Consider the following 16,824-nt stretch of genomic DNA (forward strand, 5'->3'; position numbering starts at 1 on the left):
CAGTCCTGCGGGGCTGGCCGCTTTACAGTGGCAGTCATGACCCAAGCAGCCTGGCGCGTGGTGTTTCCCGCCGACTACTTCACCGCCCGGCAACCGGACGAGGCATTTGCCGATCAGGCGGCAGCGTTCGCCGGGCTGGGTTGGAAGGTGTCCACGTTCGCCCTCGACAGTGACCGCCGCTTCCGCCCTCCGCTGGAGCCGGACGAGTCCGTGCTCTACCGGGGGTGGATGCTCACTGGAGATGCATACCGCGATTTCGAGGACGCCGTGACCTCTGCAGGAGCCACGCTTGCCACGTCGCACGCGGCTTATCTGGCGGCGCACCACATCCCGAACTGGTACCCGCTGCTGGCCGACCTGACACCCAAAACGGTGTGCTTCAGTGACCTGACCGGCATGGATGGCAAGCTGGCAGAGTTGGGATGGGATGCGTTCTTCGTGAAAGACTACGTGAAGTCCTTGAAGACTGGCGCAGGCAGCGTCATCACCCGCCCGGAACACATAGGGGAGCTGATGGGACGTATGGAACAGTTCCGGGGACAGATTGAGGGCGGCCTGTGCGTCCGTCAGTTCGAACCGCTGGAAACCCATACAGAGACGCGATACTTCGTGCGTGACGGACACGCGTTCGAGGCCAATGGGAGCGCTGTGCCAGACATCGTACAGACCGTGGCCGAGCGAATTCCCTCTCCATTCTTCTCGGTGGATATAGCCCGCCGGTCAGACGGCGTATGGCGCGTCGTGGAAATAGGCGATGGTCAGGTGTCAGATCTGGTGGGCTGGACGGCCGAACAGTTCAAGATCGTCTGGATGGACGCGATGCAAGAATGAGTCCTACAATTCGATCTCACCGTCGTCCTCGCCCCACCAGTTCACGCGCTTGGCACTGACCTCGATCATGGTCAGGCCAGGCGTGTCCAGCCCTTCCTTGAACCACTGCTCAAGTTCCTTGTGCCAGTGCTCCGCCATGGCGTCCTTGTCGTCCTTCAGGGTCGCCTCGCCCTGCACAGCCACGAACAGGAAGCCCTTTTCGGCACGGAAGTTCAGCTGCACGTGCTTGTTCTTCTCGATGTCCTTCGCCGTGCGGGACTCGGCCCAGGTAAAGAAGTAGCTGGTGCCGTCGTACTCGACCTCGCCGTTGTTGCTCATGGGGCGGGATGCGAGGCGGCCGTAACTGGTGACGGTCGTCATCATGCACAGGTCGAGGCCACGCATTTTCTTCGCCAGGGTCGCCAATGATTTGTTCGCCATGCCCGATGCTAGGCAGCCGGGGTGCGGGCCGGTGCTGGCGGGGCTTCACCCTCCCCTGCGGGGGCGTGGAGCGGCCCTTCACCGTTCCCGCTTTGCGTGCCCGCCTTCAGACAGGGCGGCCCGGCCGGGGTATGACAGTTGGATGCAGCTCAACCACCTGAACCTCAGCGTCACCGACGTGCCCGCCTGCGTGGAGATGTTCGAGACGTACTTCGGCTTCACCCGCTCCGACATGCCCGTGAACGAGCACATGGCGTTCCTGCACGACGAGGGCGGCTTCCTGCTCTCCATGTTCCGTGCGAAGGACGTGAGTTATCCGAAGTCCTTCCACGTCGGCTTCTTACAGGACACGCCCGAGCAGGTGCACGCCATCCGCGCACGTCTGCTGGAAGGCGGCTACGCCGTGCCGGAACCCCAGCAGAACCACGGCCGCCTGACCTTCTACTTCGATGCGCCCGGCGGCTTCGTGGTCGAGGTGGAGTCGTTCGTGGCCCGTTGACCGAACCGCTCAGTTTCGGCTGGGGTACACACCTTCCGTGCAGATCACGTACGTGAGGGCCTGACCGTTCGCGGATTTGGGAGACACGGCACGCAGATCCGGCAGGGCGAAGGTCGTCTGACCGTTCCCACCGTATTGAGTGCCCAGCAGGCTGAACAGGGCGGTGTTCTGGCTAATCGGCAGGATCTGTCCCTGAGCGACCACGGCCCCTCCAACGGCGCCGGCGGTCAGCCACACGTCTCCGATCACGCACTGGCTCCCTCTGCCTCCGCTGGCGAAGTTGTTGTACGCGCCATCGGTCTGGAAGTACTGCGGCAGTTTGTCCGGGCCGGGAGATCCCTGCGGGCCGGGATCACCCCTAGGGCCAGCCGGGCCGGGATCGCCTTTCGGCCCCTGCGGCCCTGTTCCGGCCTGCACCCACGCCAGGCCGTCTGAGGTGAGGGTCAACGCCTGCCCGGGCTGTCCGGCGGCGAGCGTGGCGATCTTCGCGGCGGTCACGCTGCCATCCGCCAGCCGGGCCGTCGTGATGGGTTGCGCCAGCGCTGCAAAATTCGCGTTCACCTCCTCGGCCTTGATGACGGTGCCCGCCGTGAACACGTGGGCGATCAGGGCGGCGCCGTCGGTGGCCGCGTAGGCGCCGGCGAGACCGATGAGAAGGCCGAGAGCGGCCGAACGGGCATCCAACCAGGTGGGCTTGCGCATCGGGACTCCTTCAGGCTGGTGGTGCTGCGGTGGGCTTACTTCCAGGTGCCGCCGTTCCATGTGGCCGCGTTCCAGAGTGAGCCTCCGGTGCCGCCACCCGATTGACCACAACTGGCGATCAGCATGGCCAGGAGTAGCAGTCCGACAAGTGTCTTCCTGTGCATTCCTCCCTCCTCCGTTTCATGGGCCACTTAGGCGAAACCCGCCATCACTTCGTCCAGGCTTTCCCGGCTCGGCCGGATCAGCTCCTCGGGCAGCAGGGCCAGCGGCAGCTCCGGCAGGTGCAACGCCTCGGGCAGCGTCGGGCGGCTCTGGTCGAGGTACAGCAGGCCGGTGATCAGTTCCCCGGTGCCCTTGGCTTCCTCCAGCAGGGCCAGGGCGCCCAGGCGGGTGGCGGGGTTGTAGTCGCGGCCCAGTTTGCGGAGCTGCACGGTGGGGCCGTCGTGGAGCTGCACGCTGATGACTTCGCCGGGGTCGTAGTCCACCGCGATCTCGGCGTAGTCGGGAATGAAGGTGATGTCGTGCAGGGGCACCTCGTGCTCCTTGCCGTAGGCATAGCTCTTGGTGCTGTCGTCGTGGTTGTTGAAGGTCACGCACGGCGAGACGATGTCCAGTACGGCCAGCCCGCCGTACGCGATGGCAGCCTTCAGGAGCTCCGTGACCTGCTTGGCGTCCCCGGCGAAAGAGCGCGCCACGAACCCCGCCCCGGCGATGATCGCCTCGGCGCACAGGTCCAAGGGGGGCAGTTCGTTGGTGCCGATGTACTTGAGGTGTTGGCCCTCGTCGGCAGTGGCCGAGAACTGCCCCTTGGTCAGGCCGTAGACGCCGTTGTTCTCGATGATGTACACCATGGGCACGTTGCGCCGCACGAGGTGCTTGAACTGCCCGATGCCGATGCTGCCGGTGTCGCCGTCGCCCGACACGCCGATGGCCGTGTGGTGCCGCTGCGCGAGCATGGCGCCGGTCGCCACGCTGGGCATACGACCGTGCACGGTGTTGATGCCGTGCGCGGCATTCAGGAAGTACGCAGGGCTCTTGCTGGAACAGCCGATCCCCGAGAGTTTCATGACGTTGTGGGGCCTGAGTCCCAGCTGGAAGGCCGCATCGATGATCCGGCTGGAGATGGAATCGTGCCCGCAGCCGGGACAGAGGGTGCTGGGCAGGCCCTTGTAGTCGTTCTTGCTCAGGCCGGCGCTGTTCAGGGCGGGCGGACGGGCGGGAGCGGTCATGCGGGCACCTCCTCGCGCTGTGGGGTGGTCAGTGCATCCTGCACCCGGCCTGCAATGAAGGCCCCGCTGAGTGGGAGGCCGTCGCAGTGCGCCACGCTCTGGATGCGGGTGGCGAACTCGGGGTACTCGGTCCGGAGCAGGATGGCAAGCTGGCCCTGCTGGTTCATCTCGACCACGATGACCTGTTCGTGCGCTGCGATGAAGGCGTGGACGTCCTTGCAGAATGGGAGGGCGCGGACACGCAGGGCATCGGTGGCGATGCCAGCGGTGGCGAGCATGTCGCGCGCCTCGACGACGCCGGGTTCCGTGCTGCCCATGTTGATCAGCCCGACCTTCGCGCCGCTGCCGCTGATAACGGGGGCGGGCACGACGTTGCGGGCGTGCTCGTGCTTGCGATCCAGCCGGCGGAGGTTCTTGAGCCACTCGTCGGGGTGTTCGCTGTACGTCGCGGCGTCGGTGTGGCCGGTGCCGCGCGTGAAGTACGCGCCGCCCAGGGCGTCCGTGCCGGGCAGCGTGCGCGGGCCGACGCCGGTCTGGTCGTCGTCGCGGTAGCGGGCAAAGCTGCCGCCCAGCGCCACGATGTCCTCGGCGCGCAGCACCTTGCCCCGGTGGATGGCCCGGTTCGGGTACTCGAAGGGCTCGGACATCCAGATGTTCATGCCCAGGTCGAGGTCGCTGTTCACGAACACCGGCGTCTGGAGGGCTTCGGCCAGATCGAAGGCCCGCCAGCCGAACTCGAAGCACTCGGCGGGCGTGCCGGGCAGCAGCACGATATGTTTCGTGTCGCCGTGCGACAGGTAGTACGTGCTGAGCAGGTCGCCCTGCGACACGCGGGTGGGCAGGCCGGTGCTGGGGCCCATGCGCTGGATGTTCCACACGACCAGCGGGATCTCGGTGAAGTACGCGTACCCGGCGAACTCAGCCATCAGCGAGATGCCGGGGCCGGACGTACTGGTCATGGCGCGCGCACCCGCCCAGCCCGCGCCGACGAGCATGCCAATCGCGGCGAGTTCGTCCTCGGCCTGCACGATGGCGAAGGTGTTCGTGCCGGTCTGCGGGTCGCGGCGGAGCTTCGGCATCCACTCGATCAGGCCCTCGGCGAGGCTGGTGGCGGGCGTGATCGGGTACCACGCGACGACCGTGCAGCCACCGTAGATGGCTCCCAGCGCCCCGGCGGTGTTCCCGTCGATCAGGATCTTCCCGGCGGTGGCGTTCATGCGCTGCACGGCGTACGGATCGGTCTTCTCCAGATTCGTCGCGCACCACCCGAAGGCGGCCTGGGCGATGTCGTAGTTGCTCGCCACGACCTTCGCCTTCCCGGCGAAGTTGCGGGTCAGGTAATCCAGGATGGCGGCCATCTCGATGCCGAGGGTCTGCGCCAGCGCGCCCACGTACACCATGTTCATCATGCGGTCGCGGAATTTGGCGTCCACGTTCTGCTCTTTCATGATGGCGTTCACCGGCAGCGCGTACACGCTCACGTCGTCCCGCTCCACGGTCAGCTTCAGGTGATCCGGATAGAACATCACGCCGCCGGTGGGCAGCTCGCGCAGATCCTGGTCGAGGGTCTTGGCGTTGAAGGCCACCAGCACCTCGGCGTGATCCCGCCGGGCGGTATAGCCGTCCGCGCTCACCCGGATCGAGTACCACGTGGGCAGGCCCTTGATGTTGCTGGGGAAGATGTTCTTGGCGTTCACCGGGATGCCCATGTGGAACAGGGCGTCGACCAGCGTGGCATTGGAGGTCTGCGACCCGCTACCGTTCACGGTGGCGACGTTGATGGTGAAGTCGTTGACGACGGGACTGCGCTGGGGGCTAGGCGGGGCGTCGGGCCGTGGGGCGGTGTGCGTCATCGAAAACCTCGCTTACAAGGAGGGCGGATGCCGGCCGGGTGCCGGGTGGAACGCAAACGCGGTTGATGCCCCGAATCTACTCCCTGTCAGGGCGGAAGGGTGCCCGACTCCACGGCCCGCTGCACGACCTCCTGAGCCAGCGTCCACAGGGCCGGGAAGGCTGTCAGGGCCGGGGCTTTCAGGATCAGGAGCCGTGTGGCCGTGAGTTCCGGTTCCCGCGCCACACAGCCCAGGCCGCCCTCGCCCCAGGTGAGCAGCATGGGCTGGAGCGCGTCCAGCGCGCGGGCGAAGCGGGCTTCCGGTGTCCAGCGGGCGTCGAATTCAGCGTGCAGGGCATGAAATTCGGCCCGTTGACCCTCGGGCAGGAGCCCGTACAGCGCGTGGGCGCCCTTTTCCTCGGCCTGTGCCTGCCGCGCGTGGGCGGCGTCCGGCACGGCAAAATGCAGGTCGCCCGCATAGATCTCCACGAGGTCATGCACCAGCAGCAGCTGGATCACGCGGTTCACGTCGGTTCCGGCGGGGGCGTGCTCCGCCAGCGTCAGGGCCATCAGAGCGAGATGCCAGGAGTGCTCGGCGCTGTTCTCGGAGCGGCCTCCGTCGTGCAGGTACGTGCTGCGCTGCACGGCCCTCAGGCGGTCACAGGTGAGCAGGAACGCGGTCTGGTCGGCCAGCGTGGACATGCGCGAGTCTACCCGGCCGGTTCCTGCGTCCACAGCGGCACCTGCGCGATCCGCCGCCGCGCTCCGTCCGGGTCGGTGCGGTCGGGGCGGCAGGTGTCCCAGGCCCGCCCACCCGCATACGCGCCGATCACGAGCAGGTCGGCGCTGCTCCCGTCGTTTCGGTGCCCGGTGCCGGCCGGGAGCACCAGCACGTCGCCCGCTTCCACGGTGCGCTGCACTCCGTCCTCGCCGCCCAGCGTGACCGTCACGTGCCCACGCGCGACCACCAGCACCTCGTGCGCGGTCGAGTGGTAGTGGTGAAAGGAGTAGATGCCGTTGCGCCAGCTGTTGCTCCAGCCACGGGCGGCGAGGTGCGCCTCGATCTGCGGTGGGGTCAGCCCCCTGAGCGCGGCGCGATACAGGCACGCAGGCAGGGCGCTGTTCGGCACACGGCCCCCCTGCGGCAGGGACAGTTCTTCGGCAGACATGCCCCACGCTACGACCTGGCCGAATGGCGGGGCCGCACACCCGCCCCCTATGCTGGGCGCAGACATGATGACGAAATCGCGCATGGAGGCATTCAGCGACGGGGTGCTGGCCATCATCATCACCATCATGGTGCTCGAACTGCGGGTGCCCGAGGGCCACGACTGGCACGAACTCGGGCGACTGTGGCCGAAATTCCTGGCCTACGTGATCAGTTTCGTGTACGTGGGCATCTACTGGAACAACCACCACCACCTGATGCACACGGTGCACCGCGTGACGGGCGGGATGCTGTGGGCGAACCTGCACCTGCTGTTCTGGCTGTCCCTGTTCCCGTTCGTGTCCGGCTGGGCGGGCGAATCGCACTTCGCGCGTGAACCCATGACCGCGTACGGCGTGGTGGCCCTGATGGCCGGACTGGCGTACACCATCCTGGTGCGCGTGATCATTGGCGCGGGCACGGAGAACCACCTGCTGGCCGACGCCATTGGCGAGGACGTGAAGGGCAACCTCTCGCTGGCGGGCTACGTGGTGGCGATCGTCGCGCCGCTGCTGGGCGCGTGGGGCGCGTGGGTATCCGGCGTCATGCTGATCGGCGTGGCCCTGATGTGGCTGATTCCTGACCGCCGGATCGAGCAGGTGCTGCAACGCGAGCGCCACTGAGTTCCCGCATGGCGTGAGGCCACCTTCAGCCCAGGCGCGCGCAGGGGCGCGCAAGGCCGTCCAGTCCGGCCTCCTGGCATGAGGAACGGACTTCACCGCCAGCCGGGCCAACTGTGCTAACGGCGCTGGCGGTGGAGGGGCCGATCCGGCGGAACGGCCAGCCAGAGGTGAACGCGCGGTGGCGGGCCGCTGAGGTCGGTGAACACTTCCTGCACTTCCCAGGAGAACAGGGTGCAGGGCGCCCTCAGCGTTCCCGGCGGGAAGGCACAGGCGCGGCCCGTACGGTGATGCAGGTCGGCCGGACGTTCCCGCCGCCGAACCCACCCCGCCCCGTGGGGTGACCGTGGGCCGCCCACCCCGGGCGCGCCCCTCTGCCCTCTCCGCTGGCAGGCGCCCATGCTTGCCCCGACCGGCCGGACGGCGCGAGATCGACCACACGCCGCGCCGTTCTGACCGTCTTTCTGGAGGACGATGATGAATCGCTCCCTGTTTTCCCTGCATACCCTGACCCTGAGCGCCCTGCTGGGCACCGGCCTGCTGCTGCCCACCACCCTGGCACAGACGGCGGAGCCGCCCCCACTGAACCTGCCGCCGGTGACCTCGCCGCCCGTCACGGCCCCGGTCACGGAGCCGGCCCCGGCCGAGACCGCCCCGACCGACACGACTCCCGCCGAGACCCCTCCGGCGGACACCGCCCCGACCGATGCGGCACCAACCACCGAGACCGCACCGACGGACGCGGCTCCAGCCACAGAGACCGCGTCCCCGGCCGCACCAGAGCAGGCCCCGGCGGCGGTGACCGCCACGACCACACAACTGCCTCACCTGGACGGTGAACAGGTGCTCAAGACCACGCCGACCGTGCTGGGCCAGGCCGTGATCTACGCGGGCACGGTGGAGAACGCCCTGGGCCGCACCGTGGACGGCCTGAAAGCCGACGGCTTCACCGAGGCCGCGAGCACGGGCACGGACAGTGCGGCCGCGCAGGCGGACACCGCCCAGACCATCACGCTGCACAAAGGCGGGGAGACGGTGGCCGTGCGCGTGACCGAGACCCTGGGCCTCACGGTCGTGGCGGTCGCCCGTGACCTCGTGGCGAGCGACGCGGCACCCCAGACATCGCCCGACACGGCTGCCCCGGCGACGGACGCGGCCCCGACCGAAACGGCCCCAACGGACGCGGCACCCGCAGACACAGCAGCCCCGGCAGATCCGGCCACACCGACCGAACCGGGCGCGGGCGATACCCCTCCGGCGGCTCCTGAACCGACCGATCCGGCCGCTCCCGCCGACCCGGCTCCCACCCCCCTACCACCCCTGGAGCCGCCGCCCAGCCAGCCCTGACATACCACTCCGCACGCGGTCGCGGCGGCCAGCCTCCCGGTGGGGCTGGCCGCCGCTCTGGTACCACTGTCTTGAGCGTCCTCTCATTTTGCAGATTTGGCGAAGACGTGGTCGCGCCGGATCGAGACCGTCCTGGACACCCTTTGCCGTTTTCAGACACCGAAAGACAGTGCCGGAGCCGTTCTCCGTTCATTCGCGGTTGACGTGTTCCATGGGCGGCATGGCACAGGTCTCGACATCCGGCACTCCCCCACCATCCTCTCCGCGCCGGGTGGTCCGCCCGACGACGCCCCCCCGGCGACCCTTTCCGTGGGGCTGGCTGTTCGTGCCGCTGCTGTTGGGCGGCGCGGGCTTCGTCGGCTACAAGCTGGGCCACGCAGACAGCGGCAGCACAGGCAGTTCAGCGGGCAGCGGCTTCGGCGCAGGTCAGACCGGCGGTGCGGCAAGCGGGGGAACAGCCAGCCGCTCCAGCACCCGTTCGGGCAGCGGGACGGCAACCGGGGCGGGCACCGGGAACGCGGCAGCGGGAACGGCGGGGAGCCGTTCGGGCGCGGCGACCCGCAGCAGCACGGCTGGCACCACCTCAACCAGCGGCGCGGCAGCCAGGACGGCGTCCGGCGTGGTGACCCCGGTACAGGTCACGGCGGCCACGTCCGGCACGCTGAGCACGTCGCGCACGCTGACCGGCACAGTCGCGGCGGCGCAGAGCACGGCCGTCACAGCCCGCACGTCCGGCACGGTGACGGGCGTGAGCGTGCAGGTGGGCAGCTCGGTGAAGGCCGGGCAGACGGTCGTCACGCTGAGCAACACCGACCTGAACAGCGCGGTGCAGAGCGCCCAGAACGCGCTGGATTCGGCGCAGGTGCAGCTGCGGGGCCAGCAGACGAGCACGGTGGGCGCGCGGGCGGGCCTGCAGGCGCAGGTCACGGCGGCGGGGCTGTCGCTGACGAATGCGCAGGCCAGCCTCTCGTCCCTGCAGCAGCTCCTGGCGATCGGCGCGGTGGCGCGCAGTGAGGTCACGGCTCAGCAGGCGGCGGTGGCGGCGGCGCAGACGACCCTCACGACCGCGCGCGCGAACCTCGCAGAAAATGAGCGGTCGGGCGCGCAGGGCGTGACCGAAGCGCAGCTGACCGTGCAGAAGGCGCAGTTGGCGCTGAACCAGGCGCAGGCGGCGGCCGACGCGGCGCGCGTGACCGCACCCTTCGCCGGCCAGATCACGGCGTTGAACGTCGCGCCGGGCGAGTACGTGACGGCGAACGGCGAGGCGTTCACGCTGGTCAGCAGCGCCCGGCAGGTGAACGTGAACGTCCCCGCGACCGAGGCGACCACCCTGACGCCCGGCACGGTCATGGGCTTCACCAGCGGCAGCGTGAAGTACCCGCTGAAGGTCGCGCAGAATCCGGGCGCGCCCACGAACGGCAGCGTGCCCCTCACCGCGCGCTTCACCGGCACGTCGATCCCGGCGCTGGGCGCCGTGGGCTCGGTGTTCTACACCGCGAAGGTCGCCACCGGCGTCCTGATTCCCAGCACGGCGCTCCAGGCCGACGGTGACCAGACCTACGTGTTCACGGTGAGCGGCGGCAAGGCGACACTCACGCAGGTCACGGTGCTGGGGCAGGCGGGCACGCAGTCCGCCGTGAGCGGCATTGCTGCCGGATCGCAGGTGGTCACGCAGCCGCCCACCGGGCTGCTGGACGGCGCGAGCGTCAGCACGGCCAGCGGCTCGGCCAGCAGCACGTCGAACCAGGCGGGCGGCCCGCCCCCCGGAGGAATGCCGTGATCCGCAAGGTCGGGAAGGGCATGTTCTCCGGCGTGAACCCGCTGGTGGGCTTCTCGGTCACGCGCTATGTGCTGGCCATCGGGATCTTTATCGGCGTGGTCGTGTTCGGCTTCATCTCTATGCGCTCGCTGGGCGTGGACCTGCTGCCCAGCACCACCATTCCGGTGGTCACAGTCACCACGTCGTACTCCGGCGCCAGTCCGGCCACGGTAGACACCTCGGTCACGCAGGTGATCGAGAGCGCCCTGGCGCAGGTGCCGAACGTCACCACGCTGAGCAGCAGCAGCAACACGGGCAGCAGCCGCGTGACCCTCCAGCTTGCGGACGGCACGGACCAGAACGCCGCCGCGAACCAGGTGGCGTCGCTGGTGTCCGGCGCGGCGCGGCAGTTGCCGACCGGGGCCGGCTCGCCGTCGGTGCGGACGTTCAACCCGAACGCGCAGGCCATTCTGGAGTTCGGCGTGTCCGGCGGCACGGCCAGCCTGGCCGACGTGTACGACTACGTGGATACCCAGCTGGTGCCTACGTTGCAGCGTGTGGACGGCGTGGCGGACGTCACCCTCAGCGGCGGGTCGCAGCGCCAGATCGAGGTGCAGCTGAATCCGGACCGCCTGAGCGCGTACGGTCTGACGCCGCAGTCGGTGTCCAGCGCCATCAGCGGCAGCAACGTCAGCTCGTCCATCGGGACGATCACGCGTGACGGCAACTCGATGACGTACACCACGAACGCGAAGCTGACGAGCGTCACGGACATCGGGAATGTGCTGCTCGACGCGGCCAAGGGCGTGCGGGTGTCGGACGTGGCGACCGTCCACGACAGCACCACGACCAGCAGCGTCACGCGCGTGAACGGCCTGCCGGTCGTGCTGGTGTCCATCCAGCAGTCGTCGGGCAGCAACGCCGTGGCCGTCGTGGACGGCGTGAAGGCATTGATCGGCAGCACGAAGCTCCCGACCGGGTACAAGGTCACGTTCAGCAACGACACAACCGGCCCGATCCGCGCGAGCATCTCCAGCACCACCCATGAACTGTGGGTCACGGCGCTGGTCGTCGCGGTGGTGGCGCTGCTGTTCCTGGGCCGCCTGAACACGGCCTTCACGGTCATCGCCGCGATTCCCATCTCGCTGGCCGCCGCGCCGATCCTGTACGGCCTGCTGGGCTTCACCTTCAACCAGGTGTCGCTGCTGGCGCTGATCGTGGCCATCGGGATCGTGGTGGACGACTCGATCGTGGTCGCGGAGAACGTGGAACGGTATCGCGCCCTGGGCTATGACCGCGTGCAGGCCGTCCTGAAGGGTGCCTCCGAGGTCTTCAGCGCGGTCGCGGCGGCCTCGCTGTCGCTGCTGGCCGTGCTGATCCCCGTGAGCTTCATGGGCGGAATCGTGGGCGAGTACGTCAAGCAGTTCGCGCTGGGCCTCGCGGCCGCCGTGCTGATGTCGTGGCTGGAGGCGCTGCTGTTCCTGACGGTGCGCATGGCCTACACGCCGGACGCCGAACCGCTGGGGTGGCGGGACGTGCCGCGCACGTTGACCCGCGTGCCCCAGGCCGTGCGCTTCGGACTGGATGCGCCCCGCGCGTGGTGGTTCTGGGTGCTGGCCGTGGCCGCCGGGGCGCTGCTGTGGACGCGGGTTCCCAACCATGCGTGGCTGCTGGCCCTGATCCTGCTGCCGGTGGCCCTGATGGTCTTCCAGTACGTGTGGGGCGTCCTGCTGGCCGTGGCTGAAGCCCTGACCACCACCCTGCACGCCATCACGGACCGTGGGGTGTCGTTCGTGCGGGACGCCTACGCCCGCAGCCTGGACGGCGCGCTGCACGCCAGCGTGGGCGTGCTGCTGGTCGCGGCGGCCTTCCTGGCGCTGACGGTGGTGCTGGTCGTGCCACGAATGACCTTCACGTTCACGCCCGCCACCGACTCCGGCACGCTGCGCGCCGGGCTGAGGTTGCCCAGCGGCCTGTCCCTGAGCAAGCGCAACGAACTCAGCAACCGCCTGGAGTCGTACTTCCTGTCGCGCCCGGAAGTGCAGAGCGTGCAGGCAAATGTCTCCACCAGCAATACCAACCTGAACATCACCCTGAAGGACAAGTCCGAGCGGCCCGCGACCTCGGTGCTGACCGCCACGTACCAGCAGGCGCTGCGCAGCATGTTTACAGATCAGCCGGACGTGCGCGCCAACCTGTTCAGCGGCGGCGGCTTCCGTGGCCAGGGCAACAGCCAGGCAGTCACGCTGGTCGCCAGCAACTTCGACCTGCTCAAGACCCGCGCAGGGACGGCCGTGAACACCCTGGAGGCCGACAACTCGGTGCTCAGCGCCAGCAGCAGCCTGGACAACACCACCCTGGAAAACCAGTTCGTGCCAAACGCCGCCCTGCTTGCCAACGCCGGCCTGAGCGCCAGCACGGTCGCGGGCGCGCTGGGCACCTACGGCAGCGGCAGCAGCGGCGGTACCGTCGAGATCGGCGGCGTCACCTACCCGATCACCGTGGAACTCGACCCGACCGTGCTGAAGGACGACCAGTCCCTGCTGTCCCTGCCGGTGTACTCGAACACGCTGGGGGGTTCCGTGCCGGTCGGGCAGCTCGGCAGCATCGTGCAGGCGAGCGCCCCCACCAGCCTGCAACGCACCAACCGCCTGTACTCGCTGACCCTGACCATCGAGCCCGACCCGGCCAGCACCCTGAGCAGCACGCAGCAGCAGGAGCGCTACACGCAGCTGCTCACGCAGGCGGGCGTGATCGACAACCTCGTCACGGTCGGGAAGGCCGACACGAACAGCGCCTTCGCGCTGGGCTCACAGCTGGGCACCATCGGCCTGCAGGCCTTCGGCCTGTCGATGCTGCTGGTGTACCTGGTGATGGGCGCGCAGTTCAACTCGTTCCGCTACCCGCTGTACCTGCTGCTGCCCGTGCCCTTCGCGGTGGCCGGAGCGTACTGGATGATGTTCCTGACTGGGAGCACGCTGGACATCTTCGGGGTGCTGGGCTTCTTGCTGCTCATCGGCCTGAGCGCCAAGAACGCGATCCTGTACTTGGAGTTCGTGGTCGAGCAGATGAAGGTGCTGCCGCTGAAGGCCGCCCTGATCGAGGCCTCACGCCTGCGCTTCCGCCCGATCATCATGACCACCCTGACCGTGCTGGTCATCAGCATTCCGCTGCTGCTGAATACCGGAAGCGGCAGCGAGTTCGGACGCAGCCTGTCGATCATCATCGTGGGCGGCATCAGCGTCAGCGCCCTGATGACCTTCTACGTGGTGCCCGCCGCGTTCTACCTGTTCGAGCGCCGCCGCGCCCCCCAGGTGCAGCCCCGTGCCCGGCTGGGCCGCATCCGCCGCGCGCCACAGGCCTTCTCGCTGCGCGGTCTGCCGGCCGGCGACTGAATCTGGTTCCTGAGGAGAGACTCGGCTCCAGAACCAGGGTTCACCGGTGGCATGTCCTCCTCGCCCGTCGCAGGAGCTGACGGCCGGATATCCGGGTTCTGTCCACACTTGGCACACCTAGGCACATCCGTGCCCACACAGATAAAGTCACGCAAGCCGCCCTTCCCCGCCAGCGGAAGGTCGGCTTGCCCTGGGCTGGGGCGAAGGTGCTTGAGCCTGCCACGCGACGATGCGAACAGGCTCAGGCGAGCGAGTCGGCCTCCAGCCACCCGTCGCTGGCCAGCCCTGCCTACTGGCAGGCCTTGACGGCATTCCAGGCGGTCACGTAGCCCGCCGCGTCAAACTGGTAGGTCAGGGTCTGGTCGGTCAGGGCCCCGGCCCTGGGCTTCACCACGATCTGTACGCTCTTCCCGGCCTTCAGGGCAGCGATCAGGGCGCTACTGGCCGCCTTGTCGGCCAGGGCCAGCGCCTTGGGATTGTCGGTGGGGAGCAGCTTGTCGGGCGTGGCCGCCGCCCCGCCGCCCACCGCGTACGTGACGGTGTAGATGCTGGCGGCCTTGTCCTTCAGGGTGGTGTTCAGCAGCGGCGTGGGCGCCACGATGCTGAACACCGATGTGCCCCCGCCGAAACACGTCTGGTTCAGGAAGGCGCGGCCCTGGGTGCCGGCCGTGCCGCGCGCGTCCAGGTAGATCTCACTGAGGTTCTTGCCACCCTGCGAGACCGGCTTGTAGTACACGTTGCTGTCCGGCACACGCGTCTCGGCGCTGCCCGACCGGCAGCCGTTCGCGGCCGTGGTGGCCGTCTTGAAGCCCTTCCCGGAGAAGCTCAGGTCGAGCTTGCCGCTGGCCGGGGCCTGATCGGTCGGGGTCAGGGTCAGGCGCACCGTCTGGCCGTCATCCAGCGCCTTGCCGATGGCGTCGTTCACGTCGGTGCCGTTCAGGCTCAGGGCGCCCGTGAGCAGCTTGCCGCCCGAGGTGGGCGCGCGCAGTCCCGACACGCCACGGGGGGCCGCGCTGCCCACCTGGTACTGCACCTGGTACAGCGTGCTCAGCTTGTCTTCCTGCCCCGCGCCGTACAGGGTACCCCGGGTGTTCAGGGTGAAGAAAAACCCGCCCTGGCCGTCGCACTTCAGGCTCAGGAAGTTGCGCGGGCCGCTCGTCGCGGTCTCCTGTTGGGCGTCCACGTAGATGATGCTGGTGTTGGCACCCTGGCCGTTTTGCTCCAGCACGTACGAGACCCGGCTGTTCGGCACCCGCACCTCCGCCGCCTGTGCAGTGGTCACCAGCAGCGTCAGCAGGGCGGTCACGAAGGTGTGTCGCATGGCCCGAAGCTAGGTTGAGCATCGGGCCGGCACATGAAAATTTCCCCAGGCCGCTTTGGGGATCGGCTGGCCGTTCCTCAGTCCGCCGGGATCACCACGCCCACGTCCGGGGCGGGTTCCAGACGGGGCTCCAGCACGGGCACGCTGCCCAGGCGGTTGATGCCGTCGAAGGCGGCGGTCTTGTAGCACTCGGCCAGGGTGGGGTAGTTGAAGACCGTGTTCACGAAGTAGTCCACCGTGCCGCCGAAGGACATCACCGCCTGCCCGATGTGGATGAGCTCGCTGGCCCCGCTGCCGATGATGTGCACGCCCAGCAGCACGCGGGTCTCCATGTGGAAGATCAGTTTCAGGGTGCCCTGCTCGTCCCCGATGATCTGCCCGCGCGCGATCTCGCGGTACTGGGCCTTGCCGATCTCGTATGGGACGCCCGCCTGCGTGAGCTCCTCCTCGGACTTGCCAACTGTGCTGATCTCGGGAATGGTGTAGATGCCGTACGGGAACAGTTCCGGGACGCTCTGGGTGGGCACGCCGTAGGCGTGGCACGCGGCCAGGCGGCCCTGCTCCATGCTGACCGACGCAAGGCTGGGGAAACCGATCACGTCGCCCACTGCGTAGATGTGTTCCTGCGCGGTCTGGTAGTGCTCGTTGACCTCGATGCGGCCACGTCCATCGGCGCTGAGGCCCGCCGCTCCCAGGTTCAGGCGGTCGGTCGCTCCGACCCGCCCGATGGAGTACAGCACCATGTCGGTGGTGATCTCCTTGCCGCTGGCGAGCGTGACCTTCACGCTGCCGGTCCGGCCGTCCACGCCGGGCAGCGCGGTCACGTCCTGCACGCCCTCGCCCAGGCGCAGGGTCATGCGGTTTTGCCGCAACTGGTAGGTCAGGATGTCGGTGATCTCGTGGTCGATGAATTCCAGCAGCCGGGGCCGCTTGTCGATCAGCGTGACGCGCACGCCCAGCGCGGCGAACATGCTGGCGTACTCGCAGCCGATCACGCCGCCGCCGATCACGGTGACCGTGCGCGGCAGGGTGCTCAGGTCGAGGATGTCGTCGCTGATCAGGATGCGTTTGCCGTCGAAGGGAATCCTGGGGTCGCGCGCAGCCCGCGTGCCCACAGCGATCACGATGTGCCGCGCGGACACCTCGCGCCACGTCTCGCCGCCGTTCCCACCTCTGACGTCGCGCAGGCGCAGGGTATGCGGGCCGGTGAAGCTCGCCTCGGCGGCGATGACATCCACGCGGTTGCGGTGGAGCTGCGAACGGATCACGTCCAGCTCGTGCGTGATCACGCTGGTCGTGCGGTGCAGCAGGTCGTCCATGCCCAGGTCTTCCTTGACCATGTACGACGCGCCGTACAGCCCGCGCTCGTTGTAGCCGCTGAGGTGCATGATCGCCTCGCGGAAGGTCTTGGACGGAATGGTTCCGGTATTGATGCACACGCCGCCCACGACCGTCTTGCGCTCGACCACGGCCACCTTCTTGCCCAGTTTTGCGGCCTGGATCGCGGCGCGCTGCCCGCCAGGGCCGGAACCGATCACCAGCAGGTCATGGGTGAAGTCCGTCGTAGAGTCCACCTGGGTCATGGGCACCTCGGGAAACGCGCCTGGAAAGGAGGAAGGAGCGGCCTTCACGCTATCATCACGCTGCCCTGCGTAGGATTGGA

The 16,824-nt window shown here is 68.3% G+C and carries 14 protein-coding genes; 6 read left to right on the forward strand and 8 right to left on the reverse strand.

The genetic code is table 11. The features are described 5' to 3' along the window. Positions 1-36 precede the first annotated feature (36 nt). Positions 37-831, forward strand: coding sequence for an ATP-grasp domain-containing protein (locus E7T09_RS11990; protein WP_136389405.1), 795 nt, complete (start codon positions 37-39; stop codon positions 829-831). 3 nt (positions 832-834) lie between these two features. Here E7T09_RS11990 and E7T09_RS11995 read toward each other — a convergent pair whose 3' ends face one another. After that, complete coding sequence (locus E7T09_RS11995) at positions 835-1,251, reverse strand: pyridoxamine 5'-phosphate oxidase family protein (RefSeq protein WP_136389406.1); 417 nt, start codon at positions 1,249-1,251, stop codon at positions 835-837. 142 nt (positions 1,252-1,393) lie between these two features. Here E7T09_RS11995 and E7T09_RS12000 point away from each other — a divergent pair, with 142 nt between their 5' ends. Continuing rightward, positions 1,394-1,750, forward strand: a complete 357-nt coding sequence (locus E7T09_RS12000) for a VOC family protein (RefSeq protein ID WP_136389407.1) — start codon at positions 1,394-1,396, stop codon at positions 1,748-1,750. A gap of 9 nt (positions 1,751-1,759) precedes the next feature. Here the strand turns inward: E7T09_RS12000 and E7T09_RS22105 are convergent, their stop codons facing one another. The 5 genes from E7T09_RS22105 to E7T09_RS12025 form a co-directional block, all read right to left on the reverse strand. Then, on the reverse strand, positions 1,760-2,452 hold the full coding sequence (locus tag E7T09_RS22105) for a tail fiber protein (protein ID WP_205747003.1): 693 nt from the start codon (positions 2,450-2,452) through the stop codon (positions 1,760-1,762). 191 nt (positions 2,453-2,643) lie between these two features. Beyond that, positions 2,644-3,681, reverse strand: coding sequence for a 2-oxoacid:ferredoxin oxidoreductase subunit beta (locus E7T09_RS12010; RefSeq protein ID WP_136389408.1), 1,038 nt, complete (start codon positions 3,679-3,681; stop codon positions 2,644-2,646). Beyond that, positions 3,678-5,534, reverse strand: a complete 1,857-nt coding sequence (locus tag E7T09_RS12015; protein ID WP_136389409.1) for a 2-oxoacid:acceptor oxidoreductase subunit alpha — start codon at positions 5,532-5,534, stop codon at positions 3,678-3,680. Before E7T09_RS12015 ends, E7T09_RS12010 begins: the two co-directional genes overlap by 4 nt. 86 nt (positions 5,535-5,620) lie before the next feature. Beyond that, positions 5,621-6,214 carry an HD family hydrolase gene (locus E7T09_RS12020; RefSeq protein ID WP_136389410.1) on the reverse strand — a complete coding sequence of 198 codons (594 nt, stop codon included), beginning with the start codon at positions 6,212-6,214 and terminating at the stop codon, positions 5,621-5,623. Between the two features lie 8 nt (positions 6,215-6,222). Then, the gene (locus tag E7T09_RS12025; protein WP_136389411.1) at positions 6,223-6,681 is read right to left on the reverse strand and encodes a cupin domain-containing protein; all 459 of its coding nucleotides are present in this window, start codon (positions 6,679-6,681) and stop codon (positions 6,223-6,225) included. Positions 6,682-6,745: 64 nt separating this feature from the next. Here E7T09_RS12025 and E7T09_RS12030 point away from each other — a divergent pair, with 64 nt between their 5' ends. The 4 genes from E7T09_RS12030 to E7T09_RS12045 all read left to right on the forward strand — a co-directional run bounded on the left by E7T09_RS12030 (position 6,746) and on the right by E7T09_RS12045 (position 13,840). After that, entirely contained in the window at positions 6,746-7,342 is a 597-nt protein-coding gene (locus E7T09_RS12030; protein WP_205747004.1) for a TMEM175 family protein, read from the forward strand. 474 nt (positions 7,343-7,816) lie between these two features. Further along, positions 7,817-8,686 (forward strand): hypothetical protein, encoded by an 870-nt coding sequence (locus tag E7T09_RS12035; RefSeq protein WP_136389412.1) that lies wholly within the window; start codon positions 7,817-7,819, stop codon positions 8,684-8,686. Positions 8,687-8,957: 271 nt separating this feature from the next. Next, positions 8,958-10,466 (forward strand): efflux RND transporter periplasmic adaptor subunit, encoded by a 1,509-nt coding sequence (locus E7T09_RS12040; protein ID WP_240741756.1) that lies wholly within the window; start codon positions 8,958-8,960, stop codon positions 10,464-10,466. Continuing rightward, on the forward strand, positions 10,463-13,840 hold the full coding sequence (locus E7T09_RS12045; RefSeq protein ID WP_136389414.1) for an efflux RND transporter permease subunit: 3,378 nt from the start codon (positions 10,463-10,465) through the stop codon (positions 13,838-13,840). Before E7T09_RS12040 ends, E7T09_RS12045 begins: the two co-directional genes overlap by 4 nt. 289 nt (positions 13,841-14,129) lie before the next feature. Here E7T09_RS12045 and E7T09_RS12050 read toward each other — a convergent pair whose 3' ends face one another. Next, on the reverse strand, positions 14,130-15,161 hold the full coding sequence (locus E7T09_RS12050) for a hypothetical protein (protein WP_136389415.1): 1,032 nt from the start codon (positions 15,159-15,161) through the stop codon (positions 14,130-14,132). 77 nt (positions 15,162-15,238) lie between these two features. Beyond that, positions 15,239-16,744 carry a Si-specific NAD(P)(+) transhydrogenase gene (gene sthA / locus E7T09_RS12055; protein ID WP_136389416.1) on the reverse strand — a complete coding sequence of 502 codons (1,506 nt, stop codon included), beginning with the start codon at positions 16,742-16,744 and terminating at the stop codon, positions 15,239-15,241. Positions 16,745-16,824 lie beyond the last annotated feature (80 nt).

The organism is Deinococcus sp. KSM4-11, assembly GCF_004801415.1.
GTDB lineage: Bacteria > Deinococcota > Deinococci > Deinococcales > Deinococcaceae > Deinococcus.

Excerpts from the sequence above, each read along its gene's own strand:
- E7T09_RS11990 (WP_136389405.1), top strand. The coding sequence starts at position 37 with ATGACCCAAGCAGCCTGGCGCGTGGTGTTTCCCGCCGACTACTTCACC.
- E7T09_RS11995 (WP_136389406.1), bottom strand. The coding sequence starts at position 1,251 with ATGGCGAACAAATCATTGGCGACCCTGGCGAAGAAAATGCGTGGCCTC.
- E7T09_RS12000 (WP_136389407.1), top strand. The coding sequence starts at position 1,394 with ATGCAGCTCAACCACCTGAACCTCAGCGTCACCGACGTGCCCGCCTGC.
- E7T09_RS22105 (WP_205747003.1), bottom strand. The coding sequence starts at position 2,452 with ATGCGCAAGCCCACCTGGTTGGATGCCCGTTCGGCCGCTCTCGGCCTT.
- E7T09_RS12010 (WP_136389408.1), bottom strand. The coding sequence starts at position 3,681 with ATGACCGCTCCCGCCCGTCCGCCCGCCCTGAACAGCGCCGGCCTGAGC.
- E7T09_RS12015 (WP_136389409.1), bottom strand. The coding sequence starts at position 5,534 with ATGACGCACACCGCCCCACGGCCCGACGCCCCGCCTAGCCCCCAGCGC.
- E7T09_RS12020 (WP_136389410.1), bottom strand. The coding sequence starts at position 6,214 with ATGTCCACGCTGGCCGACCAGACCGCGTTCCTGCTCACCTGTGACCGC.
- E7T09_RS12025 (WP_136389411.1), bottom strand. The coding sequence starts at position 6,681 with ATGTCTGCCGAAGAACTGTCCCTGCCGCAGGGGGGCCGTGTGCCGAAC.
- E7T09_RS12030 (WP_205747004.1), top strand. The coding sequence starts at position 6,746 with ATGATGACGAAATCGCGCATGGAGGCATTCAGCGACGGGGTGCTGGCC.
- E7T09_RS12035 (WP_136389412.1), top strand. The coding sequence starts at position 7,817 with ATGAATCGCTCCCTGTTTTCCCTGCATACCCTGACCCTGAGCGCCCTG.
- E7T09_RS12050 (WP_136389415.1), bottom strand. The coding sequence starts at position 15,161 with ATGCGACACACCTTCGTGACCGCCCTGCTGACGCTGCTGGTGACCACT.
- sthA (WP_136389416.1), bottom strand. The coding sequence starts at position 16,744 with ATGACCCAGGTGGACTCTACGACGGACTTCACCCATGACCTGCTGGTG.